Source organism: Thermomonospora curvata DSM 43183, assembly GCF_000024385.1.
Classification (GTDB): Bacteria; Actinomycetota; Actinomycetes; order Streptosporangiales; family Streptosporangiaceae; genus Thermomonospora; species Thermomonospora curvata.
Genome location: NC_013510.1, coordinates 674,638 through 698,038, shown reverse-complemented (window position 1 = coordinate 698,038; position 23,401 = coordinate 674,638). Strand labels below are relative to the sequence as shown.

Below are 23,401 nucleotides of genomic sequence, written 5' to 3'. Positions count from 1 at the left end.
ATGCCGCTGAGAGGAGACCGGTGTCCGATCGGGACTGGCAGCATGCGGTGCTGCGCGAGCTCGGTGCCGCCGAAGCCGGCCTCGCCGATCCTCGGCCACCGGGTCCTGTGCCCTCGCCCGCCCCGGCGGCGACCGCCGCAGAGCCACAGCCGCAGCGGACCGGCGGCACCTCGCCTTCGGCCTGGTACCCCGAAGGAGTGGTGAGCGGGGAGGAACCCGCCGCCGGGACCGCTCCCCCGGTCCTGAGCGCGCCGCCTCCCCCGGGACGCGAGCCGACGGCGACCTTCAAACTGCCCCCTAAGAAATCGCAGCCGCCCCCCGCGGGACCGGAGCACGCCGCCCCGCAGCCGCCCGGCCCCGCCCCCTCCCACGAGACGGCGGCCGACCGCCACGTGGCCGGGGCCGTCCCCGCCCAGGCGGGGCCGAGCGAGCCGCCGTCCTGGGAAGAGGTCATGGCGGCGCACGCCCAGGCCACCGGCGCGGAACCCGCCGCGCCGTCCCCCCCGCCGCCCCCGCCGCCACTGTTCGGACGCCCGGCGGCATCCGGCGACGCCCAGCCCCCGGCGGCGGGCGAGAACGCGCCCGGCCCCGCATGGACGCCCACGCCGGCCGGCGGTGAGGCCCCCGCGGCACCCGTCACGGGCGTCCCCGACCGGCCCGGCGACGACGCGGCGGCCCACCCCCTTCCCGCGCCGCCGCAGGCTCCCCGTCCCGCCGCCCCGCAGCCGCCCGCTCCCGCCGGTGACGCCGAGGTGTCGGCCGAGGCGCTGGTGCGGCGCAAGGCGCACGGTGACTCGGCGCTGCGCCGGGTCGGCCGCGGGGTGCGCAAGATGGTGGGCGCCACGGCGGCCGGCGACATGCGCGAGATGACCGGCATGGTGCAGCGGCTGCAGTCGCCGGTGCCCTCCTGCCGGCGGATCGCCGTCACCTCCATCCGCGGCGGCGCCGGCAAGACCACCGTGGCGGCGCTGCTGGCCTCGGTGATCGCCGAGCACCGCGAGGACCGGGTGCTGGCCATGGACGCCGACTCCGGGCTGGGCTCGCTGGCGCTGCGGCTGAACGTGCGCCCCGAACGCTCCATCCACGACCTGGCCGCCGCCCGCCCCCGCTCCTGGGAGGAGACCGCCCCCTACCTGTCGCGCACCGAACAGGGACTGTGGGTGATGTCGGGCACCGCCCGCGGACGGGTCTCGGAACTGGATCTGGAGACCTTCCAGGCGGCCGCCTCCGGGGTGAGCCGCTACTTCTCCGCCGCGGTGATCGACTGCGGGGCCGGCATCGTGGAACGGCTGCAGCGGGGAGTGCTGGCCGCCGCGCACGCCCAGGTGTTCGTCGCCCCCGGCACGGTCGACGGGGCGCTCAGCGCCCGCCACACCCTCAGCTGGTTCGTCGGCAGCGGCTATGAGCAGCTGCTGTCCCGCACGGTGGTGACACTGGTCACCCACTCCCCCCACGCCGACGGCGACGCCGACCTGGAACGGGCCCGGCAGATCCTCAGCGACGGCGGGCTGCCGGTGGTGGTGGTTCCCTACGACCGGCACCTGGCCACCGGGACGGCCATCACCCCCGGCCGGGTGAGCGGCGGCGTCCGCACCGCGGTGTCGTGGATCGCCGCCGAGGTCTTCGCCCGTTCGCTCACCGGAGGCACGCAGTGAGCACCGACGTGGTCGCGCTGACCAAGGACCGTCCCGACGTGGGCGCCGTGCTGGAAGGGCTGGGGGCGCGGCTGCAGCTGCCGATGGCGGTCAGCGCCCACGGCGGGGCCTGCCGGGTCTACGACGGGGCGGGCCGGCTGGTGGTGCACATTCCCGAGCCGGTGCTGATCGGCGTGCCCGGCGAGATCGAACGACTGCTGGGAGGCGGGGTGCAGGCCGCCCCGCCGGTGTGGTGGGTGGACATCCGGGCCGCCGCCGACCTGGCCGATGCCGCGCGGATCGCCCGGGCCTGCGCCGAGGAACTGGTGGCCCGGCACGGCGGCGCGATGTGGACGGGAGCGGGCCGGTGAGCGCGGTACTGGATGTGATGACGGCGCAGGCCATGGTGGTGCTGCAGGACCGCCCCGTGGTGGCGCTGACCCCGTGGCTGGCCGCGGCGCTGGAGGAGTGCGCCGGGTCGGGCCGCGCCCTGCAGATCGTGACCTCGCCGTCCTCGCGGCTGTCGATGCCGCTGAAGCTGGCCGGGCCGGCCGCCCAGTGGGTGGTGCGCGACGGCGACGGCTACTACGAAGGGCTGACCGGGCGCCCGCTGCGCTGGGACGGCGGAGCCTTCAGCCCCGTCCCCGACGCCCGCGACTACGCGCCCGGCTACCTGACCCCGCCCAGCGGGCCGCTGGGCGCCCAGCTCACACTGACCTACCGGGCCCGGCACACCCGGCACAGCGTGCTGGGCGGGCAGCTGGAACGGCTGTTCACCATGCTGACCGGGCGTCCCCCCGCGGGCTGGGGGCCGGCCGAACCGGTCGCCCACCCCTGGCAGCGCTCCGAGCTGACCTCTCACGTCCGCGAACGGGGCAACGCCGCCGTCCGGCTGGTGGTGGTGGGCGCAGGCGGCGGGCGCAGCGCGCTGGCGGTGGCCGAGTTCTCCCAAGGCGGCACCCTGGAGGTCACCACGCTGACCGTGGGACACCCCCCGGCCGATCCGCCGCCGGTCGCGCACCTGCCGGCGCTGGTGGAGTCGCTGGTGGCCGAGCACCCGGTGGCCTCCCTGCTGGCCCAGCTGAGCCCCGGCCGGGCGGATGCGACCTACGAGCCCCGCTGGACGGGCGCCCCCGCCCCGCTGGGCATGGCGGTGGCCGGGGAGCGTCCCGGCCCGCCCGGCATCCCGGCCCGCCCGGCGGGGTCCGGGCAGACCCCGATGACCTGGTTCGAACTGGGCGACGGGCGTTCCCCGGAGGGCTGGCGGCGGCACCGCGAACTGCTGCGGCATCTGACCTCCTGACCCCCTCCGGCCGGCCGGGCCCGGCGCGGTGGCCCGCGGCCCGACCTGCCAGATCACCGAAGGCGTCCACCCCGGACGGTGATCCGCACCAAAGGCATAGTGATCGTTTCGTGATGTTTGAGATTGCTGTGCGATGGGGGAGGTCGGTAGTTTTCGGGGAATGCGTTTGGGACGTATGCAGCTGTGGCTGGCGATCGGATCGGGCCTGACGGTGGCCGCGACCACTGTCGGCGTAGTGGCATTCGTCAGGAACAACGACGAGCCGGCCGTCCGGGTACAGCAGGTCGCCTCCAGCGGCGCGGTCAGCGCCGGCGCGGCCCGCGGCGTCGAGGCCTACTGGACCGCCGAGCGCATGGCCAAGGCCCGTCCGGTCGGCGCGCCCGCCGACCCCGGAGAGGTCGCCGCGACCGGCGGCGCCGCCAGGACCGCCAAGGCCTACAGCGGCATCCCCTCGGTGGGGGCGCTGTTCTTCAACAACGGCGCCGGCGACCACTACTGCACCGCCGCGGTGGTCAACAGCCGGTCCAAGCGGCTGATCATCACCGCCGCGCACTGCATCCACGGCGGCAAGGGACGCGGCTACTTCAAGAACATCGCCTTCGTCCCCCGCTATGACCGGGGCAAGAAGCCGTACGGCATCTGGACGGCCCGCAAGATGTTCGTCCCCAAGGGCTGGGCCAAGCGCAGCGACCCCGACCTGGACTTCGGGTTCGTCTCGCTGCACACCAAGGACGGCCGCCGCATCCAGCCCGCGGTCGGCGGCGGCAACAAGATGGCCGTCAACAAGGGGTATGTCAACATCGTCAACGTGACCGGCTACCCCAGCGTCCGCCGCGACCCGCGCGACCGGCCCATCTGGTGCCGGACCAAGACCGCCAAGCACTCCAGGTTCCAGATCAAGATGGCCTGCAACGGCTTCTACGGCGGCGTCAGCGGCAGCCCCTGGCTGCTGAACTACAACACCAAGACCCACAAGGGGACGATCAACGGCGTGCTCGGCGGCTACCGGCGCGGCGGCAACGTCCACTGGATCTCCTATGCCGCCTACTTCGACAAGGACGTGCTGAAGCTGCGGGCGTACGCCAACGACCACGCCTGAGGGCGGGTCCCCCGGGTCCGCAGCCCCGCCGAGGCTCGAAGGAGGAGCGCTCCTGAGCACCCAAACCATGCAGCCACTGGCCCCCGGCGATCCCACCGTGGTGGGTCACTACCGGTTGCTGGGACGGCTCGGCCAGGGCGGGATGGGCGCCGTCTACTACGGCGCCGGGCCCGACGGGCGGCCGGTGGCGGTGAAGGTCATCCGCAAGGAGCTGGCCGCCGACCCCGGCTTCCGGGCCCGGTTCGCCGACGAGGTGAGCAACGCCCGCAAGGTGGCCTCGTTCTGCACCGCGCAGGTGCTCGACCACGGCGAGGCCGACGGCTCCCCCTACCTGGTCACCGAGTACATCGAAGGACCCTCGCTCAGCGAGTACGTCCAAGAGCACGGCCCGATGCCCCTGGAGCCGCTGCGGGCCCTGGCGGTGGGCATCGCCACCGCGCTGGTGGCCATCCACGGGGTGCGGCTGGTGCACCGCGACCTCAAACCGTCCAACGTGCTGCTGTCGGCGACCGGTCCCCGGGTCATCGACTTCGGCGTGGCCCGCGCCGTGGACTCCTCCTCCCACCACACCCAGACCGGCTTCATCGTGGGCAGCCCCGGCTGGATCGCGCCCGAGCAGGTCTTCGAAGGCAAGGTCGGCACCGCCGCCGACATCTTCACCTGGGGATCGCTGATCGCCTTCGCCGCCACCGGACGCCACCCCTACGGCACCGGCAACCTGATGGTGCTGGCCACCAAGGCCCACCAGGGCGCCCACGACCTGACCGGGGTGCCCGAGGAACTCCGCCCGCTGATCACCGCCGCGCTGGACCCGGACCCCTCCCGCCGCCCGACCGCCGAGGAACTGGTGGTGGCGCTGGTCGGGGACGAGACCGACCCGCAGACCGGGGCCCAGCGGCTGGTCACCTCCGCCTGGACGCCGAACTCGCTGTCCCCGGCGGTGTTCGCCCAGCCCGCGCCGCCGCCGGTGACCCCGCCGCCGTTCCCGATGCCGCCCGTGACGCCCCCGCCGGCGCCTGCGCCCGCCCCGGGCGCCCCGCCGGGACCGGTGGCCGCTACACCGCCCCCGTTCGCGGCCCCCGCGCCCCCGGCGGCCCCACCGCCGTCCCAGTCCAGGTCACCGGGTGCGATCATCGCGGTCGTCGTCGCCGCGACGTTGATGGCCGTCATGGTGCTGGGCACCGTGGTCTACGCGCTGAACCGCAAGGACGGCGACTCCGCCGAGCCGCCGCCGGCGGAGCCCATCTCGCCCGCCGGCTCCCCCAGCGCCCAGACGGTCAACGGTGAACGGATCACCCGGCTCCCTGAGCTGTGCACCCCGCTCGGCAGGGTGCTGCCCGCCAAGGCCCGCGGGGTGCCGCTGGACAAGGGCGACAACAACGACTCGAACATGCAGATCTGCAGCTGGGAGCGGCGGCGTTCCGACCACGCCCTGGACTTGACGGTCACCGTCACCCGCCACGAGACCATCGGCGACAAAAGCGGCGAGCAGCGGGCCCGCGAGGACGTGCAAAGCGACTGGGAGTACCTCGGCGAGTCGGAGTACCACTCCGGCAGGGAACGGCTGTCGGGGGTCGGCGACGAGGCCGTCTCCGCCAAGCTGGACAGCTCCACCATCGCCGGCCCCGATGAGAGCCGGCTGCGCAGCTACTGGATGAGCGGCGTGGACCTCACCGCCCGGTACGCCAACGTGGTGATCGAGGTCAACTGGGAGGCCGCCGACTACCCGCCCGCCGTCCGGGGCGACCGGGTCCTCAAGGGCACGGGACTGCCCTACCAGACGGCCAAGCAGGAGGCCATCCGCCTGGTCCGCGCCGTCATCGCCGAGCTCCGCTAGACCCGGCCGGAGGAACGGCCGCACGGGACCGGCTCGAGCACGCGGCGGGACGTCCCGGATGCCTGAGACGGGAATGGTGAGGCGTGCTGGAGTACCTGGAATCGGACGCGACCGGCATCGCGGAGGCGGTCGGCCGGGGAGAGGCGTCCGCGGTGCAGGTCGTGCGGGCGGCGCTGGAGCGGCTGGCGGCCGTCGAACCGGTGCTGCGCGCGTTCCGGCGGGTCCTGGCCGAACAGGCGATGGCGGACGCGCAGGCCGTGGACCGGGCGGTGGCCCGGGGCGAGCGGCTGCCGCTGGCGGGGGTGCCGATCGCGGTCAAGGCCTGGGACGGGCTGGAGGCGCCACAGACGGTGCTGCTGCGGCGGGCCGGGTGCGTCGTCATCGGGCTGACCTCCGTCCCGGGCCCGCACACCCCCTGGCAGACCTGGGGGCGCACCGAGCGCGGCCCCACCGTCAACCCCTGGCGCGCCGACCGGACGCCCGGCGGGTCCTCGGCCGGGTCGGCGGTCGCGGTGGCGGCCCGGGTGGTGCCGCTGGCCACCGGAAGCGACGGGGCCGGATCGATCCGCATTCCCGCGGCCTGGTGCGGGGTGCTCGGCCTCAAACCCACGAACGGCCGGGTGCGCGGCCACGACGCCGCCGGGCTGAACGTCCCCGGGGCGCTGGTGCGGACCTCGCGGGATGCGGCGCTGTACCTTTCGGTGCTGCTGGGGGAAGAGATCGCGCCCGCCGGGCCGGAGCCGCTGCGGGCCGTCTGGTCCGGTTCGCTGGGGTTCGCGCAGGTCGACCCGGAGCAGGCCGCGCTCGCCCGGGCCGCCGCCGAGCGATTGCACCGGGCCGGGCGGCTGGTGTGGCGGGACCATCCGGTGCGGCTGCTGGACCCCGGGCCCGCCTGGCACGCCCTGCGCGAGCTGGGCGGCGACCGGGAGAACGCCCGGCGCATCCGCCGGGCCAACGACGATCGGCTGCGCGCGGTGTTCGCGGAAGCGGACGTGCTGCTGACCCCCACGACCCCGCTGCCGCCGCACGGTCACGACGGGCCCGGGGAGGCGATGCCGGTCGACCTCACCTGGGGTTTCAACATCAGCGGCCACCCGGCCATCAGCATCCCGGCCGGCCGCGCCGCCGACGGCACACCGGTCGGGCTGCAGGCCGTCGCCCGGCACGGCCGGGAGGACGTGCTGCTGCGGCTCGCCGCCGACCTGGAACGGCTGAGCCCGTGGCCGGTACCGGTCATCGCAGATGCCTGATGAGGACGCACCGGGAGGTCCGGATGGCCCGCGGTCGTGACACCGGCGTTCCGGACGGTCCGTCCCCGTGGGCTTAGGGCCCGTTCGGGGCGTCCTGCCGGCATTCGGCCGGCCGCCCGCGTGACACGGCCCAGGGTCGGCCTGCTCGAATCCCGCTGTGCGGGCTCGTCCCTCAGCCCTGCGGCGGAGGCGGTGGCTGGGGAGGACCCTGCGGCGGCTGGGGTCCGCCTCCGCCCTGGGGCGGTGCCGGAGGAAGGAAGTGGGGGCCGCCGCCCGGAGGCGGCGCTCCCGGATACTGCTGCGGAGGCATCGGCGCCCCCATGGAAGGGGGCGGCCCCCCAGTGGGGTACTGCCCGGGGGGCGGGCCCATTCCCGGCGGACCGGGCGGTGGCCCGTAGCGGCCGTAAGGGACGGCCATGGCCGTGCGCCTGCGATTGACCCGTCCATAAATGACGGCGGAAACCGTCAAGGCACCGCCCACCAGCAAGGCGGCGGCGACGATGGCGGGCCAGGCGACCTCATCGTCGCCCGAGGAGGGCGCACCTGCCGGTGAGGGGCCCGATTCCTTGGAGTCCGTCTCCGGCTCCCGTGCCGACTTCGGCTGGGTCGCCAGCCACTTGTCGTACTCCTCGAAGACGGGGTTCGGCGGGTTCTTCGGAAGCAGCCCCTCGAAGATCCGGTAGGGCCGGAACAGGCCGTGGCCGCTGCGGTCGTCCTTGCCCGGCTCGCCGATGTCCCGCGCCGAGGCCACGACCCGCCGCACGACCTCACGGTTGCTCAGGTTCGGGTAGCGCGAACGCACCAGGGCGATGGCCCCGGACGTCAACGCCGCGGAGATGCTGGTTCCGCTGATGTACTCCTTGAGCCTGCCGTCTCGGAGCACAGCCGCTGCGGCGACGCCGGGAGCAGCGAGGTCGACATACGACTGCCGCTGGGTCTTCTCCCAGAGAACGCCTTGAGAATCCGCCGCCCCGACGGCGAGCACTCCCTTGCAGTTGGCCGGATACATGGACGAGTTGATGCCGTCTCCATCGTTTCCCGCTCCGGCGACGATGACGACATCCCGCTCTATCGCGTACCTCACCGCCTCCTGCAGATCCGCCGGGCATGGACCGGAGAGCGCCTGGGACAGGTTGATCACTTTCGCGCCCTGGTCGGCCGCGAACCGGATCCCCTTGGTGTAGGCGGGACCCGACTGCGTGACCACGGGAAGTATCTTCGCCTCTGGTGCTATCCCGAGGAAGCCGCTCGTCCCTCCCCGGGAAGCGATCAAAGTCGCGATACCGGTGCCGTGCCCGTTGGTTTCAAAGGTGTCCTGATCAGTACGTCCGTCTCCAGTGCCGTACTGAAAATCGGCACCGGGGAGCACCGCGCCGGACAGCTCCGGGATATCGGCTTGAACCCCCGAATCGAGAACCGCGACCGTGACGCCCTGACCTTTGCTGTACTTCCACAGCTTGGTGTCGATGAACCATGCGTCGAACCACCACTGTTGCGGCAGATGCCTGGCGGCTGTTGCAGCCGTTCCGGGCAAAGCCGCCCCGACCACCATCAGCACGGCCATAGAAGAGACGATCAACGACCGCAACGTGTGACGGTTCCGTGGTATTGCCATCATGCAACCGATCATTCAATGAGGGCGGGCAGGCCGAAGGCACACCTTCGGCCTGCCCATACCATAACCGCCCGCCCATCGGTCTCAGATCGGCTCGGTTCCGGATCAGCCGATCACCGAAGGGCCGGCCTCCTCACCGCCGGTCCACACATCCTCGTCTTCGGGAATCCAGGTGGTGCGCTCGCGTTCTTCCTGCCTGCCACCGTGACCGGCGCCGGCGCCCATGGGCATGCCCATGCCCATCCCGCCCATTCCGCCGATCCCGGCTCGGGCCTTACCGGTGCTGCCCAGTCCCCCGGGCATACCGCCAACGGCTCCGGGCATACCGCCAACGCCGCCCGCGCCGCCCGGCATGCCCCCCGGAAGGCCGCCACCGCCCCCCGGAAGGCCGCCCCCCGGAAGGCCAGCGCCGCCACCGCCCGGGGGACCGAAGTTGCCGCCGGGGCCGGTACCGTAAGGGCGAGGATGAGGATCGAAACCGGCCAAGTCCGATCCCAAGCCACCACCACCGGGGTAATTCGGTCCGCCGGGATAATTTGGTCCGCCGGGATAATTCGGCCCGCCCGGATAGCTCGGCCCACCCGGGGAGTTCGGTCCCCCTGGGTAATTCGGCCCACCAGGGCCGCCGCCGGGAGGGTTGATCCCGCCGGGACCATCGCCTCCAGGGTAATTCGGCCCACCAGGGCCGCCGGGACCGGGAAGGTCCGGGGTGTTCGGCCCGCCCGGGCCACCGGGCCCGGGATAACCCGGCCCATCAGGAAGCCCGGGCCCTCCAGGACCGTTCGGCATCCCGGGCATCTTGGGCGCCCCGCCCGGCCCGCCCGGATTACCTGGGCCGCCCGGCGGGTTCTGGAAGGCATTGGGGTTCACCGTAGGCATGTCGACACGAATGCCCTCGGGGAACTGCCGGTTGGAGGCCGCCGTCCCCTCGTTGATTTCCAGCATGCCCTGCCGGGCGTCCCAGTTGTTCTTCAGAAATCCCCCGACTATGGTGGCGGGGGCCGCAGGCAGGGTCGCCGGGTTGGCGGCGAAAATGGTGCCCGCCCACCGCTTGACTTCATGAACCCAGCTGTCGGTCTGCGAGCCGGGTCCATATGCCTGCTTCCATGCCTTCTGCTTGGCGGCATGGTTGCTGATCGCCTGGCCGACCTGCTGACTCGTCTGCTGGATCTCCCGGGCCTGCCGGTACGCCTTGTTCATCTGCTCCAAGGCGGCCTGGGCGTCCTTTCCGCCCCACTGCTTGACCATGTCCTGGGCGACCCGGTGGAGCAGAGTGACGGTGCCGTTCATGTCCTTGGCCAGATTCTGGTAGTGCTTGCTTCCGCTCTCCAGTTGATCTGGCTTCATGCTGTTGACCAGGGTCTTCAGCTTTTCGAAGTTGTCCTCCCAGACCTTGAAGATACCGAGATCTCTGATGCCGAGTCCCTCGGTGCTCTCCTGCCAAGCCTCATTCCTGATCGGGCTGTTCATGCCCGACCCGGGGTATGTGGGCCTGACCTGCGTCATGCACCACCGCCTCCCTTCAGAAGCTCATGTCACCGGTAGGCGCCGCCGCCGACGCCGCCCACATTCCTCTTGTTGGCATCCTCGGCGCGCTCATAGTTGTCGGCGCTTCGCCTCAGCGACTCGATCAGCTGCTCGTAGGCCTCTATGAAGGTCTGGAAGGTCTCACTGATGCGATCCCGGCCGTTTCGGACCGACACATAGAGCGACTGCCCCGCGTCGTAATCGCCGAAGGCGTAATCCTTGGGCGAGTACTCCTGGATGTTCTCGGCGTGATGACCCTTTTTCAGCTTGTCGAGATCCTTCTCGAGCTCTGTGGCCAGATCCCGGAGCTTTCCCGGAGCGATCTGGATCTCCTCGCTGCGCGCAGACGGCAGATAAGGCGGCGGCTTTTCACCCGGCGGCATTCCTGTCTCCTCTCCGTTCAGTCGCCGTCGCAGCGGTTCAAAACCCCAAAACGCTGCGGAATCCCTCTCTTACACCGCAGCCCTCGGCCCGGTTTCCTTTCATTGATCCGCCCGTCGCCACCATGGCGGCTCCGTACGGCCGAATCCTGAGCTCCGGGCGGTCCGCAGAGCTCTTCATCGGCCCCCTGCACAAGACCTGCCATCCGGTTGCGACGCATCCACTGCCTTGACGGTTCGGCATCGCTGCTCTTTTCCGCAGCCCTTCAACCCTGGGGCGGCGGGAACTGCTGCGGTCCCGTACCCCCGGGAGGCCGCCCCGGGGCGGACGGCCCTGGAGGCTGCCCATGCGCCCCGGAATACGGTCCACCGCTCTGGGGCGACGCACTTCGCCACTGTTGCTGCGGAGGCATCGGGGCGCCCATGGACGGAGGCGGTCCGCCAACGGTCTGCCCCGGGACAGGCCCCATCCCGGACTGCGGCCCATAAGGACCTGGCTGCGGATGAGAAGCGGCCACGGCCGCACGCCTGCCCCGAACACGGAAGTAGACGAAGGCGGCGATCAACAACCCACCGCCCACCAAGGCGGCGAGAGCGATCACCAAGGGGCCGTTGATTCCGCCCTCTGAGTCTCCGGCTCCGCCCGCCGACGATCCCGACTTCTCTTCCGCCCGCTCTTGTCCTTGCGATTTCGAATCAGGCTGACTTGCCAGCCACTTGTCGTACTCTTCGAAGACGGGGTTGGGAGTGTTCTTCGGAATCTCCCCGTTCAGCACCAGCCGCGGCCGGATGATGCCGGCACCGCTCTGGTCGTCCCAGCCGGGAGGGCCGATGTCAAGGGCCGAGGCGATAAGCTGCCGGACGACCTCCCGGTTCGTCATCTGCGGGAACTTGGATCTGATCAACGCGATGGCACCCGAAGTGAGCGCAGTAGCGCTACTTGTACCCCCCTCAGAAGTATGGAACTGCCCATCTTTGAGTACGCTCCCAACGCCTTCTGCGGGGGCTACGAAAGTCACATAGGGCTGACGCTGCGATTTATGCCATGGTGTGTTCTGCTTGGTCGAACCACCGACAGCCACCACACCTTTACAGTTCGCAGGGGAAAGAGAAAGATTGCTTCCCGCACCATCATTACCTGCCCCTGCAACCACGATCACATCGCGATCTATCGCGTACCTTATGGCTTGCTGAAGCCGAGGGTCGCACTCTCCCGGCCCTGCCTGGGAGATATTTATTACCTTAGCGCCGCGATCAACCGCGAATGGGATCGCCTTGGAGTAGGCTTCATCTGTATCAGCGATTATTGGAAGGATCTTGGCCTCTGGAGCCACACCATAGAAGCCGTTCCTGCCCCCCCTAGCGGCGATCAGCGAAGCCATCCCGGTGCCGTGCCCATGGTTCACAATATCCCAGTCGACGCGGGCGTTACCATTTTCGTGCTTAAAGTCGGCACCTGGCAGCACCGCTGAGGCCAGTTCCGGAATATTGGCTTGTACACCGGTATCTATAACGGCGACAGTTACTCCCTTGCCCTTACTATGCGGCCACAGCAGATCCTCGACCCCCCATGTGGTGAACCACCACTGCGCCGGATGCGGCTGAGTGTGAACAGCCGCGCCACCCGGTGCAGCCATCGCCGCAGCTAGGAGCATCGCCAGGACGAACGCGACGACACTTTGCTTTCGCCGCCGGAGCACTCGTCTGCGCATGAGGTAACCGATCAGTTGAAAGTCCAGGTGGAAACAGATACGGGCAGAACGGGCACTTGTGCCCGTTCTGCCCACGCCATGGCCGCTCATTGATGCGACTGGGTCACCCGATCACGGGCGGGGTGGCTTCCTGGTCGTTGTTCCAGAACTCCTCATCCTCAGGAAGCCAGAAGGCGCGTTCGCGTTCTTCCTCTCTGCCGCCGTGACCGGCACCGGCGCCCATGGGCATTCCCATGCCCATGCCACCCGGCCCGGCCCCGACTCCGGTTCTGCCCGCAGCGTTCGGCCCGCCGAGCACTCCGTTGAAGCCTCGAGGCGAGCCACCACCGATACCACCAGGTAGGCCACCCGGCTTTCCACCCGGAAGGCCGCCGCCTCTCCCACCGGGGAGACCTCCGCCCCTTCCGCCGGGAAGACCTCCGGGAAGGCCACCGGGCCCACCGGGCAGCAAACCACTGGGCCCCCCGGGCGGGCCTCCAGGCCCGTTGGGCCCACCAGGCAGGCCGTTGCCTCCGCCGAAGCCCCCGCCGGGGCCGGGAGTGCCGGGGTTGCCGGGCTGCAGTCCAGCTAGATCTGAGCCGGAGCCACCGCCACCGGAGTAACCAGAGCCGCCGCCACCCGGGCCGGGATAACCGGGACCGCCGAACCCCCCACCGGGCGGATCGCCAAGGGGGTAAGGTCCAGGAACTCCGCCATCCCGGAAGGGGTTGGGCGCGCCCCCGCCGGGACCAGCGTCTCCGCCGGGACCTGGCAGGCCGGGGGAACCCGGCGGATTCCCCGCACCGCCTCCTCCCGCACCACCGCCCGGCATGCTTGGCATAGGCGCGCCGCCTCCTGCCCCGGGGCTCGCCGGCGCAGCATCGAAGGGAGTGACCTGAGGGTCGGGCATATCCACCTTGATCTCTGGCGGATAGCTCTCGTTGGACTGCCGGGTTCCCTGGTTGATCTTGTTCAGGGCGTCCTCGGCGCCCATGTTGTTGGCCAGGAAGGATGTCACAGCGGCCGGCGAGGTGGGACCGCCCAGGGCTGCGGGCAGAGTCGCCCAGCGGGCGACCTTGCGGACCCAGCTGTCGGTGGGCGAACCCGTCCCGTAGGCCTGCTTCCACTCGGTCTGCTTGTCGGCGTGCTCCGCCGTGGCCTTGGCGACCTGCTGGCTCTTGTTCTGGATCTCCAGGGCCTGCTGGTAGGCCTTGTTCATCTGGGCGACGGCCGCCTGCGCGTCCTGGCCGCCCCAGTTCTTCGCCAGCTTGCCCGCAACGTCGCTGAGCAGATCCAGGGTGTCGTTCATCGCTTCAGCGAGGGTGCGGAAGGCCAGGCTGCTGGTCTGCAGCTCACACGGGTTCATCCCGTCGACGATGGCCTTCAGGTCGTTGAAGTGGTCTTCCCAGATCTGCAGCTTGTTGGTCCAGCCGCTGATGCCCTCGTCTCCGGTGGAGAACTGCTGGTTCCTGATCACACCCTGCTGAGGGGGAGCCATTGGGGTGCCACCTCCTTTCCACCGAGTCGGCCGTCAGATGAGGGTGCCGCCACCGGAACCACCGCGGTAGACGTTGCGGGCGCTGGCCACGTTGTTCCGTTCAGCGTCCTCGTAGTTCTTCGCGCACTGCCGAAGTGCGTCGATCACCTGCTGGTAGACGGTGGTGAACTGCTGGAAGGTGAAACCGATCGACTCGTGGCCGTTCTTGATCGTCGTGTAGAGCGAACGGCCGGCCTGGTAGTTCCCCAGAGAGCCGGCGTTGGGCAGAGCGTCCTGGAGTCGCTCCCGGTAGCGCCCCTTGACCAGTCTGTCGAGGTCGGCCTGCATCTGGTTGGCGAAGTTCCGCAGGTACCCCGGATCGACCTCGATCTCCTTGCTGCCGGGCTGCGGGATCTGGGACGGCCGTCCCGCGTGGTCAGTCATCTTCGTTCACCTCCTGTGGATCGCCGCCGCGCGATCTCACGGCCCCCGGGAACACACGAGTTCGGCTGCGACCCCACGACCCCGGGCCCGCGGGCCCTGGCGACTCGCGCTCTGCCAGGGCCCGCCTGCACTCGCTGGTGCGAGCCCTTCAGCGGCGATCGCCGGCGGTGCGGGATCAGCCCGCCCAGATGCTGGTGTTGGCGCGCTCGGCGGCCTGGTAGTTGTCGTGGGCCTCGCGGATCGCCACGCCGAGCTGGGCCACCACGTTCTGCATGTCCTTGGCCGCGGCGTCCCACTCCTTCTGGTAGTTCCAGTAGGCGGCCTGCGCGTCGCCGTCCCAGCGGTCCAGCTTGGCGCGGAGCTTGCCCTCCAGGTCGGTCAGCTCGTCCAGCAGCGCCCGGGCGGTCATGCTGAACTGGGCCTCGCCCTCGCTCAGGCCACCGAAATTAGCCCTGGTGTAGTCGCTCACCTTTCACTCCTCCGTCCGTTCGGGGTCACCTGCTGATGGGCGAGGCTCAGCCGTTCAGCAGCGCCTGCACCCTGTTGACGGACTGCTGAGCCGCCTCCTCCCGGGCCTCGTAGGTGATCCTGGTCTGGACGAGGCTCTCGTGCATGCCGTCCAGTGCCTTGAGCACGCGGCTGAAGTCCTCGTTGAAGCGGTTGAAGACCGCCTCGAAGGCCATCGAGGCGTCGCCCTCCCAGTGGCTGCGGAGCTGGTCCTTGGCGCTCGCGAGCTGGTTCTGCATTCCCCGGATGGCGTTCGCGGACTGCTCGATGTCCTGTGCCGCCTGGGCCATTGCAGCCCTGTCGACAGCTGACTGTGGCGCCATCTGCGACCTCCTCATCGTCTTCGTCGGCGTCGCCGGCCCACCGGTTTCCTCAGCCGGACCCCGAACTCGGCGCCCCTTCCGTCACCGTGAGCCGTATCTCGTGCACGGCGATCTCGCCAGCTGGAAGCCCAGAAAACATCGCCGCGGGTACATAACTGTAGAGAAGAAATTATGCTATGTCCACCGCCGACTAATCTTATAGAAGTCAGTCATGAAACCGCTTAGACGCATCCGCGGTGAAAGAAGTTCCGAACCACAGGTGGCCGACATCGGCCACCTTGGTTTTTCAACCGGTTGTTAACGCGGACCGCCGGTGAGCTGCTGTGACGCCGCGTCGGGATCCAACGTCGGGCCGGTGGGAATGAGATTCAGCACAGCGGACGGCACCGGCACCGCCTGGGAGATCTCGTAACCGAGTAGCTCAGCGACCTCAGGAGACTCCAGTTGATAGCGCCGTCCCTCTGCCACCAGGGAATACGAGTTCACCTCGCTTCCTTTTCCGGGGGCGGGCATCGAACCGACCAGGGCCGCCCCGCCGGGCGGGAACACCAGCTGGTCCACCCCGAACGGGGTGGTGCTTTGCGGCGGGTCCGGCAACCGGCCGTTCAGCGTCACATAACCGCGGCGCTCACCGGTGGGATCGTCGTAGATCACGCACAGCGGCGTGCTGTCCGCATAGGGAATGATCGTCGGTGGCGCGCCCTGCAGCTCCTGCTTGGAGATCCGCCGGGACGACCTCTGCATCGAGTTCAGCACGTACGGCGGGAGCGCGATCTCCTGGGCCGGGCGGCCGCTGTAGGCCTTCTGGGAGATGGCCGGATCGGCCCGCAGCAGCTCCTTTTCGATCTCGCTGATGGGGGCCAGGCCGTCGGCCAGCTGCACGTACCAGGTGGTGGTGGAGCCGGTCTCGACGGCGTAGAACTGGCCGACCCTGGCCTTGCCGCCTTCCGGCCCGGGCACCTCCTGGCCCAGGTTCGGGATCGAGGGCGCCTTGTAGTCGGGGCCGGGCGGCAGCGCGTTGAGCCACTTGGGGGTGACCCTGGCGGGGTTGGGGGCCAGGGCGGGCACCAGCTCTTCTGGGATGCGCAGGCGCTGGTTCTTCCAGATCAGCCAGGTCTGGCCGGCGGAGCGAATGACCAGCCCCTGGTCATCGCGCAGCGACTGCCCGCCGACCGGGGTGCCCACCACCATGGTGGCCAGCGAGGTGCGGCCGCGGGTGGGCAGCTCGACCGTGCGGACGCACGCCGACCACGGCGTTTTCACCAGGTGCTTGGCCTCAGGCAGGGTGTTGGGGGCTTCCGGGATGCCGATCAGGGGGCCGCGCTGGAAGTTCCGCAGCGAGTTGCGCGAGACCGTCCGCCGCTTCCCCGCGTCCTGGCCGGCCAGCAGCCGCGCGGAGACGTAGTTGGCGACCGGGCACAGCTTCGGCGGGTCCTGGCACCACACGTAGCGGGCGCCGGTCTCCTTCTCGATGATCAGCGTGCCGGGCTCCTGCAGCCGCTTGGCCCCGCCGGGGCGCAGGATGCCGACGATGCCGAAGATGGCCATCACCACCACGGTGATCATGACCCCGCTGAAGGCGGCGACGTTGAGCCGGCGCATCGGTGCCTCGGCGGTGTCGGGCTGGCCGAGGATCAGCGCCAGCGCCGCCCGCTGGGTCATCAGCCGGTGGGCCTGCAGCAGGTCCTTGCGGGTCTGCACGCTCGCTCACCCTCCGAGCCCGCGGACCCAGCCGTACAGGCCGGCCTCGCCGAGCGACAGCGGGATCAGCGCCAGCACCACGGTGAAGTCGCACACGTCGGCGGCCCGTCCCCAAAACGGGGAGAGCTTGCGGCCGGGCAGCCACAGCCCGGTGCCGACGACGATGCCCGCGCCCACCAGCAGCGGCGCCACCGCGCCCAGCAGCACGACCGGCTGGGAGGCGTCGGCGGCGATGGCGATCGCCAGCACGCCGAAGGCGGCCATGCCGGAGACCATCAGGTTCAGCCGCTGGTAGCGGCCGCGGAACAGCCGGGAGCGCAGCAGCAGCGCCAGCGCTATGCAACCGCCGGTGATGGGGCCCAGCCAGCCGTCGTCGAAGGCCAGCGGGACCACCGCCACCAGGCCGACCGCCCCGACCGCCAGGGTGATCCCGGTGATGATGCGGTCGGCGCGCACGGTGCGCTGCCGTACCGTGCGGCCGTCGACCGGGAGGGTGTCGCGCCGCAGTTCCTCGACGTTGGCCGGCGGGGGCGGCAGCGTCACCCGGGCCAGCCGGAAGGCCAGGGTGGGGGCCAGCGGGATCAGCGTCATGAACACCACCGTGGTGACGGCGGCGATGCCCGCGGCCGACACCCCCTCCAGCAGCATTCCCGCCCCCGCGCCGAGGGTTCCGGCCAGGCCGGCCGCTCCGGTTCCCACGAACAACGGCAGCCCGTCGGCGACGGCCACCGCGGCCACCGCCGAGACCAGGACCACCGCGGCGAAGCCGGACAGCAGGTGGAAGGCCTCCAGTTCGGTGAGCGGCGTGGAGCGGGCCGGGCCGAGCAGCCCGCCGAGGAAGGCGTGCGGCAGGGCGGAGAAGCCGAGCACGGCCCCGGCCACCGAGTCGCCGACCGCGCGGGAGACCGCGGCGCCCGCGGCCAGCAGCAGCAGGGCGATCACCGCGGCGGCCACGGACGGGACGATCCACGACGCGTCCGGCGGGCCCGCCAGCAGCAAGATCACGGCCGCGACCGCCGCCGCGCCGGCGCCCACGCCCAGGCCGAACACCCTGGTCCATTCGATGCGCCAGCGGTCGGGCTGTTCGTTGACGCCGGTGGCCACCACGTCGGCGACGTCGTCGAAGGACGGTTCGGGCAGCTGGGACATGCCCGGCCGCAAGTAAAGCTGCTCGCCGTCGCGCAGGCCGGCCTGCCCCGGCGTCATGTCTCCGCTGAAGGGGGCCTCATCCAGCCGTTGCAGCACCCAGCCGCCGTGGGCGAGCCCCTGTTCGGCCAGGTTCTCCCCCAGGTAGTGCAGGATCGCCGGGAACAGCTGGGCGAACGGCACGTCGGTGGGCAGGGAGATGTCCACTCTGCGCTGCGGGCCGACCACCGTGACCCGGCACAGGTCGGTTCCCGTAGTCGGACTCAACTCGCGTCCCTCACAAACGACGGGCTCAGCGATACCGCCGAGCCTGGATCAATCCCCGTGAATCGGTCGGCAGGCCCATAGCATGGCTGAAAGCGGGAGCGGTCGCCAGTCGATCTGATGTCCCCCCGTCGTATGCGGCGAGTGAATAGCGCAACCGGCCTGCAATCTGTGGCTCGTTGGCCGGGCTTTTGCGTACCAAGCAACGCAGACTAGCAACCCACACCGACACCCCTGCCGACGCCCCACCTCCGCTAGTGCCTCTCTAAACGGCTGACCTGGTGTGTTGTGACTGGACACAGGAGCGTATGTGTCAAGGTGTCCTGACGTCCCGGCATCCGGACGCAGCGGCGCCCCAAGCCCGCCGACCGTACCACTGTCCCGGCCGTGACCAGGGATTTTTCGGTGCACTTCAGTTCATCGGGTGGGAGGTGCGGGGCGGCGCTCCCTAAAATGACGGCACAAATTTCACCAGATCCGGCATGAGCGGCCGGACCGCCAGGGCGGTACCAAGGGGGAGATCGGGTGAGCACCGTACTCGTGCGGCGCAAAGAGCGCAGGCAGCCGCCCCAGATGCCACGGGGCGAGATCCTGCTGGAGTCCCCGCCGGAGCTGCCCGAGGTCGTCACCAACTCGTTCCAGAACGTCCTGATGTACCTGCCCATGGCGGCGGGCTCGGCCGCCATGGTGTTCACGTTCCTCAACCACCGGAACACCCTGCAGCTGGTGGCCGGGGGCATGTTCGCCCTGTCGATGTTCGGCATGATGTTCGGCCAGCTCAGCCAGCAGAGCGGCGAACGCAAGACCAAGCTGAACAGCGCCCGCCGCGACTACCTGCGCTACCTGGGGCAGGTGCGGCAGCGGGTGCGCAAGGCCGCCAAGCAGCAGCGCGAGGCCCTGGAGTGGAACAACCCCGCGCCCGGCCGGCTGTGGTCGATGGTGATGAGCCCGCGATTGTGGGAGCGGCGCAGCAGTGACGCCGACTTCGCCCAGGTCCGCATCGGCGCCGGTCCGCAGCGGCTGGCCGTCCAGCTCATCCCGCCGGAGACCAAGCCGGTGGAGGACCTGGAGCCGATGAGCGCCGGCGCGCTGCGCCGCTTCCTGCGCGCCCACTCGACCGTGCCGGACCTGCCGGTGGCGATCTCGCTGCGCTCGTTCGCGCGCATCCTGCCCGACGGGGACCCCAAGGCGGTCTACGGCATGGTCCGGGCGCTGATCATGCAGCTGGCGGCGTTCCACTCCCCCGACGATGTGCGCATCACCGTGTGCGCGTCCCGGGAGCGGATGCCGCAGTGGCAGTGGATGAAGTGGCTGCCGCACTCGCTGCACCCCACCGAGTACGACGCCGCCGGGCAGGTGCGGCTGCTGACCCACAGCCTGGTGGAGCTGGAGAGCATGCTGGGGCCGGAGATCAAGGACCGCGGGATGTTCGGCGCCTCCCGCGCCCCCGCCGAGCCCTTCCACCTGGTGATCGTGGACGGCGGGCAGGCCTCCTACGACTCGCAGATCGCCTCCGACGGCATCGACGGGGTGTGCGTCATCGACCTGACCGGCAGCGTGGCGGAGACCAACGAGGCCACCATGCTGCGGCTGCGGGTGACGCCCGAACGGGTCTATGTGGTCAAGCGGGACCGCGCCGGCAAAGAGGTGCTGTCGTCGGTGGGCCGGCCCGACCAGGCGTCCATCGCCGAGGCCGAGGCGCTGGCCCGGCAGCTGGCCCCCTTCCGCACCAGCGCCGCCGACGAGCCCGAAGAGGACGTGCTGTCGGCGAACATGACGCTGACCTCGCTGCTGCACATCGACAACCCCTACAACCTGGACCCGGCGGTGCTGTGGCGGCCCCGTCCCCAGCGCAACCGGCTGCGGGTGCCGATCGGGCTGGACGCCGACGGGCGCCCGCTGGAGCTGGACATCAAGGAGTCGGCGCAGGGCGGCATGGGGCCGCACGGCCTGTGCATCGGCGCCACCGGGTCCGGTAAGTCGGAGCTGCTGCGCACGCTGGTGCTGGCGCTGGCGATGACGCACTCCCCCGAGGTGCTCAACTTCGTGCTGGTCGACTTCAAGGGCGGCGCGACCTTCCTGGGCATGGAGGGGCTGCGGCACGTCTCGGCGATCATCACCAACCTGGAGGAAGAGCTCCCCCTGGTCGACCGGATGTACGACGCGCTGCACGGCGAGATGGTCCGGCGCCAGGAGCATCTGCGGCACTCGGGCAACTACGCCTCGCTGCGCGACTATGAGAAGGCCCGGATGGAGGGCGCCCCGCTGCCGCCGATGCCGACGCTGTTCATCGTCTTGGACGAGTTCTCCGAGCTGCTGTCGGCCAAGCCGGACTTCGCCGAGCTGTTCGTGATGATCGGGCGGCTGGGCCGGTCGCTGGGGGTGCACCTGCTGCTGGCGTCCCAGCGGCTGGAGGAGGGCAAGCTGCGCGGCCTGGACACCCACCTGTCGTACCGGATCGGTCTGCGGACGTTCTCGGCGATGGAGTCGCGGGTGGTGCTGGGCGTGCCGGACGCCTACGAGCTGCCGCCCTCGCCCGGTAACGGGTACCTGAAGTTCGCCACCGAGCCGCTGGTGCGGTTCAAGGCCGCCTACGTGTCCGGCCCGGTGGACGAGGAGCCGCAGACCCGCTCCGAGGGCCCGCAGATCGTCCGGCAGGTGCTGCCGTACCTGACCGACTACATCCGCCCGCAGGTGGTCGAGCAGCCGCAGCCCGAGCAGCGGGCCGAGGAGAACAAGAGCTCTGAGTCGCTGTTCGACGTGGTGGTGCGGCAGCTGGCCGGGCACGGGCCCGAGCCGCACCAGATCTGGCTGCCGCCGCTGGACGTCCCGCCCACGCTGGATGAGCTGCTGCCGCCGCTGTCGCCGTCGGCCGCGCACGGCTACACCGCCGACGGCTGGGAGTGGCGGGGCCGGCTGCACGCCGTGGTGGGGCTGGTGGACCGTCCCTTCGACCAGCGCCGCGACCCGTACTGGCTGGACCTGTCCGGCGGCGCCGGGCACGTGGGGGTGGCCGGCGGTCCGCAGACCGGCAAGTCCACCATGCTGCGCACCCTGATCACCTCGCTGGCGCTGCTGCACACCCCGCAGGAGGTGCAGTTCTACTGCCTGGACTTCGGCGGCGGCACGCTGGCCGGACTGGCGGAGCTGCCGCATGTGGGCTCGGTGGCGACCCGGCTGGACGCCGACCGGATCCGCCGCACGGTGGCCGAGGTCTCGGCGCTGCTGGAGCAGCGGGAGCAGGAGTTCACCGAGCGCGGCATCGACTCCATGGCCACCTACCGGCGCCTGCGCGCCACCGGCGAGTACGCCGGCGACGGGTTCGGCGATGTGTTCCTGGTCGTGGACAACTGGCTGACCCTGCGCCAGGACTATGAGGCGCTGGAGGACTCCATCACCCAGCTGGCCGCCCGCGGGCTGGGTTACGGCATCCACGTGGTGCTGTCCTCCAACAAGTGGTCGGAGTTCCGCACCAGCATCCGCGACCTGCTGGGCACCAAGCTGGAGCTGCGGCTGGGCGACCCGTACGAGTCGGAGGTGGACCGCAAGAAGGCCGCCAACGTGCCGGAGAACCGCCCCGGCCGCGGCCTGACGCGGGACGGCTACCACTTTTTGACCGCGCTGCCCCGCATCGACGGCGACACCTCCGCCGAGACGCTCACCGAGGGCATCGCGACCACGGTCAAGACCATCCGCGAGGCCTGGCACGGCCCGACCGCCCCGCCGGTGCGGATGCTGCCGAACGTGCTGCCGGCCGCCCAGCTGCCGAGCGCGGCCGAAAGCGGCACCCGCATCCCGATCGGCATCGACGAGGACTCGCTGTCGCCGGTCTACCTGGACTTCAACACCGACCCGCACTTCCTGGTGTTCGGGGACACCGAGTGCGGCAAGTCCAACCTGCTGCGCCTGATCACCGCGGGGATCATCGAGCGCTACACCCCCCAGCAGGCCCGGCTGATCTTCATCGACTACAGCCGGTCGCTGCTGGATGTGGCCACCACCGAGCACCAGATCGGCTATGCCGCGTCCTCCACCGCGGCCTCCTCCCTGGTCCGCGACATCAAGGGCGCCATGGAGGCCCGGCTGCCGCCCCCCGACCTGACCCCCGAGCAGCTGCGGTCGCGTTCCTGGTGGACCGGTGCCGAGCTGTTCCTGGTCGTCGACGACTACGAAATGGTCGCCACGTCCGACAACCCGCTGCGGCCGCTGGCGGAGCTGCTGCCCCAGGCCCGCGACATCGGCCTGCACTTGATCATCGCCCGTTCCATGGGCGGCGCCGGCCGGGCCCTTTATGAGCCCATCATCCAGCGGATCAAGGAAATGGCCTCCCCGGGCCTGGTCATGTCCGGCAACAAGGACGAGGGCATCCTGCTGGGCAACGTCAAGCCGCACAAACTCCCGCAGGGCCGCGGCTACTTCGTGGAACGCCGTTCCGGCACCCGCCTCATCCAGACCGCCTACCGGGAGAGCTGACAGAGGGGTGTCTCAGCTTGCCGTGAGGAGCGCACATGTCGTCCGCTATGCCTGTGCCGGGCCTGCATCTGATCAGGCGGGGGCTGGAGCTGCGTTCCGGTGCCGGTGAGCTGGTCGGGACGGTCAATCGCCGTCCCCTGTCACCGTTCGGCGAGATCCGCAGGTGGACCGATGGGAAAGGGGCGGGCTCGGTCAAAGACATGGTCGCCACACTGGACGTGCGCCATTCCGACGGCAGTGCCTGGTTCGTCTTCGACAAGCCGAAGAGGAGCAAGGAGGCGACCGTGGTCTTGGCCGACGGGACTCCGGTGGGCGTCATCCGGTCGCTGCTGCGCTGGTATCACCTCAACGCAAGTTTCACCCGAAGGTATGCGCTGATTCCCGCCACCGGGCCGGAGCTGCTGGCGGTTCGTCCGTTGTCCGAGCAGGAATACGCCATCACCGGGCCGGGCGGTGAACGGATGGGCGGCGTCACCGAACGGCTCGATACGGTCCTGGGGTGGGGCGGAACTCCTTTCGGCAGCACCGTCGAGATCTGGGACGAACTGAAACTGAACGACGTCGGGCTGCCTCAGACGGTGCAGGTTCTATGCATCGCTTTTCTGTGCGGCTACCACTGCTTCGACCCCCGCAAGAGCGGCTATCCCCCTAAGTGATCTGCAGTGGCCTGGGGGCGTTCCTTCCTGCTCCCGAGCGTGCAAGGGCCTCAAAGCCGCGCCGGGGCGGGCCG

General features: G+C 70.4%; 18 protein-coding genes. 8 read left to right on the top strand and 10 right to left on the bottom strand.

Annotation, left to right across the window (positions count from 1 at the left end):
* Window positions 1–20: 20 nt before the first annotated feature.
* The 6 genes from TCUR_RS03070 (at window position 21) to TCUR_RS03045 (ending at window position 7,123) form a co-directional block, all read left to right on the top strand.
* Window positions 21–1,655 carry a MinD/ParA family ATP-binding protein gene (locus TCUR_RS03070; protein WP_012851002.1) on the top strand — a complete coding sequence of 545 codons (1,635 nt, stop codon included), beginning with the start codon at window positions 21–23 and terminating at the stop codon, window positions 1,653–1,655.
* A complete protein-coding gene (locus TCUR_RS03065) occupies window positions 1,652–2,005 on the top strand; it encodes a hypothetical protein (protein ID WP_012851001.1) in 354 nt (117 codons plus the stop codon). The genes TCUR_RS03070 and TCUR_RS03065 overlap by 4 nt, the downstream gene beginning before the upstream one ends.
* Entirely contained in the window at window positions 2,002–2,937 is a 936-nt protein-coding gene (locus TCUR_RS03060) for a DUF6177 family protein (protein WP_012851000.1), read from the top strand. The genes TCUR_RS03065 and TCUR_RS03060 overlap by 4 nt, the downstream gene beginning before the upstream one ends.
* 160 nt (window positions 2,938–3,097) lie before the next feature.
* Window positions 3,098–4,036 (top strand): trypsin-like serine peptidase, encoded by a 939-nt coding sequence (locus TCUR_RS03055; protein WP_169312986.1) that lies wholly within the window; start codon window positions 3,098–3,100, stop codon window positions 4,034–4,036.
* A gap of 67 nt (window positions 4,037–4,103) precedes the next feature.
* On the top strand, window positions 4,104–5,873 hold the full coding sequence (locus tag TCUR_RS24590; protein ID WP_012850998.1) for a serine/threonine-protein kinase: 1,770 nt from the start codon (window positions 4,104–4,106) through the stop codon (window positions 5,871–5,873).
* Between the two features lie 83 nt (window positions 5,874–5,956).
* Complete coding sequence (locus TCUR_RS03045; RefSeq protein WP_012850997.1) at window positions 5,957–7,123, top strand: amidase; 1,167 nt, start codon at window positions 5,957–5,959, stop codon at window positions 7,121–7,123.
* 172 nt (window positions 7,124–7,295) lie between these two features.
* On the opposite strand, the gene TCUR_RS24585 is transcribed toward TCUR_RS03045, so the two are convergent.
* The 10 genes from TCUR_RS24585 to eccD all read right to left on the bottom strand — a co-directional run bounded on the left by TCUR_RS24585 (window position 7,296) and on the right by eccD (window position 18,201).
* Window positions 7,296–8,687, bottom strand: a complete 1,392-nt coding sequence (locus TCUR_RS24585) for a S8 family serine peptidase (protein WP_012850996.1) — start codon at window positions 8,685–8,687, stop codon at window positions 7,296–7,298.
* 156 nt (window positions 8,688–8,843) lie between these two features.
* On the bottom strand, window positions 8,844–10,208 hold the full coding sequence (locus TCUR_RS28255) for a WXG100 family type VII secretion target (protein ID WP_169312985.1): 1,365 nt from the start codon (window positions 10,206–10,208) through the stop codon (window positions 8,844–8,846).
* Window positions 10,209–10,273: 65 nt separating this feature from the next.
* Window positions 10,274–10,648, bottom strand: coding sequence for a WXG100 family type VII secretion target (locus TCUR_RS03030; RefSeq protein WP_012850994.1), 375 nt, complete (start codon window positions 10,646–10,648; stop codon window positions 10,274–10,276).
* 263 nt (window positions 10,649–10,911) lie between these two features.
* Entirely contained in the window at window positions 10,912–12,282 is a 1,371-nt protein-coding gene (locus TCUR_RS25355; RefSeq protein WP_245537044.1) for a S8 family serine peptidase, read from the bottom strand.
* A 178-nt stretch (window positions 12,283–12,460) separates the two neighbouring features.
* On the bottom strand, window positions 12,461–13,834 hold the full coding sequence (locus TCUR_RS28250) for a WXG100 family type VII secretion target (RefSeq protein ID WP_012850992.1): 1,374 nt from the start codon (window positions 13,832–13,834) through the stop codon (window positions 12,461–12,463).
* 33 nt (window positions 13,835–13,867) lie between these two features.
* Window positions 13,868–14,257, bottom strand: a complete 390-nt coding sequence (locus TCUR_RS03020) for a hypothetical protein (protein ID WP_012850991.1) — start codon at window positions 14,255–14,257, stop codon at window positions 13,868–13,870.
* A 175-nt stretch (window positions 14,258–14,432) separates the two neighbouring features.
* The gene (locus tag TCUR_RS03015; RefSeq protein WP_012850990.1) at window positions 14,433–14,726 is read right to left on the bottom strand and encodes a WXG100 family type VII secretion target; all 294 of its coding nucleotides are present in this window, start codon (window positions 14,724–14,726) and stop codon (window positions 14,433–14,435) included.
* Window positions 14,727–14,772: 46 nt separating this feature from the next.
* A complete protein-coding gene (locus TCUR_RS03010; protein WP_012850989.1) occupies window positions 14,773–15,087 on the bottom strand; it encodes a WXG100 family type VII secretion target in 315 nt (104 codons plus the stop codon).
* Window positions 15,088–15,384: 297 nt separating this feature from the next.
* A complete protein-coding gene (gene eccB, locus TCUR_RS03005; RefSeq protein ID WP_012850988.1) occupies window positions 15,385–16,788 on the bottom strand; it encodes a type VII secretion protein EccB in 1,404 nt (467 codons plus the stop codon).
* A gap of 6 nt (window positions 16,789–16,794) precedes the next feature.
* Window positions 16,795–18,201: a type VII secretion integral membrane protein EccD gene (gene eccD / locus TCUR_RS03000; RefSeq protein WP_012850987.1), complete on the bottom strand. Its 1,407-nt coding sequence runs from the start codon at window positions 18,199–18,201 to the stop codon at window positions 16,795–16,797.
* Between the two features lie 522 nt (window positions 18,202–18,723).
* On the opposite strand from eccD, the gene TCUR_RS02995 reads away from it, so the two are divergent.
* The gene (locus TCUR_RS02995; RefSeq protein WP_012850986.1) at window positions 18,724–22,671 is read left to right on the top strand and encodes a type VII secretion protein EccC; all 3,948 of its coding nucleotides are present in this window, start codon (window positions 18,724–18,726) and stop codon (window positions 22,669–22,671) included.
* A gap of 35 nt (window positions 22,672–22,706) precedes the next feature.
* The gene (locus TCUR_RS02990) at window positions 22,707–23,327 is read left to right on the top strand and encodes a hypothetical protein (RefSeq protein WP_012850985.1); all 621 of its coding nucleotides are present in this window, start codon (window positions 22,707–22,709) and stop codon (window positions 23,325–23,327) included.
* Window positions 23,328–23,401: the final 74 nt, after the last annotated feature.

What these genes read in the sequence shown, in the direction of transcription:
- TCUR_RS24590 (WP_012850998.1), top strand. Translation starts at nt 4,104, where the DNA reads ATGCAGCCACTGGCCCCCGGCGATCCCACCGTGGTGGGTCACTACCGG.
- TCUR_RS03010 (WP_012850989.1), bottom strand. Translation starts at nt 15,087, where the DNA reads ATGGCGCCACAGTCAGCTGTCGACAGGGCTGCAATGGCCCAGGCGGCA.
- TCUR_RS02990 (WP_012850985.1), top strand. Translation starts at nt 22,707, where the DNA reads ATGTCGTCCGCTATGCCTGTGCCGGGCCTGCATCTGATCAGGCGGGGG.
- TCUR_RS28250 (WP_012850992.1), bottom strand. Translation starts at nt 13,834, where the DNA reads ATGGCTCCCCCTCAGCAGGGTGTGATCAGGAACCAGCAGTTCTCCACC.
- TCUR_RS03030 (WP_012850994.1), bottom strand. Translation starts at nt 10,648, where the DNA reads ATGCCGCCGGGTGAAAAGCCGCCGCCTTATCTGCCGTCTGCGCGCAGC.
- TCUR_RS24585 (WP_012850996.1), bottom strand. Translation starts at nt 8,687, where the DNA reads ATGGCCGTGCTGATGGTGGTCGGGGCGGCTTTGCCCGGAACGGCTGCA.
- TCUR_RS03020 (WP_012850991.1), bottom strand. Translation starts at nt 14,257, where the DNA reads ATGACTGACCACGCGGGACGGCCGTCCCAGATCCCGCAGCCCGGCAGC.
- TCUR_RS03055 (WP_169312986.1), top strand. Translation starts at nt 3,098, where the DNA reads ATGCGTTTGGGACGTATGCAGCTGTGGCTGGCGATCGGATCGGGCCTG.
- TCUR_RS28255 (WP_169312985.1), bottom strand. Translation starts at nt 10,208, where the DNA reads ATGAACAGCCCGATCAGGAATGAGGCTTGGCAGGAGAGCACCGAGGGA.
- TCUR_RS25355 (WP_245537044.1), bottom strand. Translation starts at nt 12,282, where the DNA reads ATGGCTGCACCGGGTGGCGCGGCTGTTCACACTCAGCCGCATCCGGCG.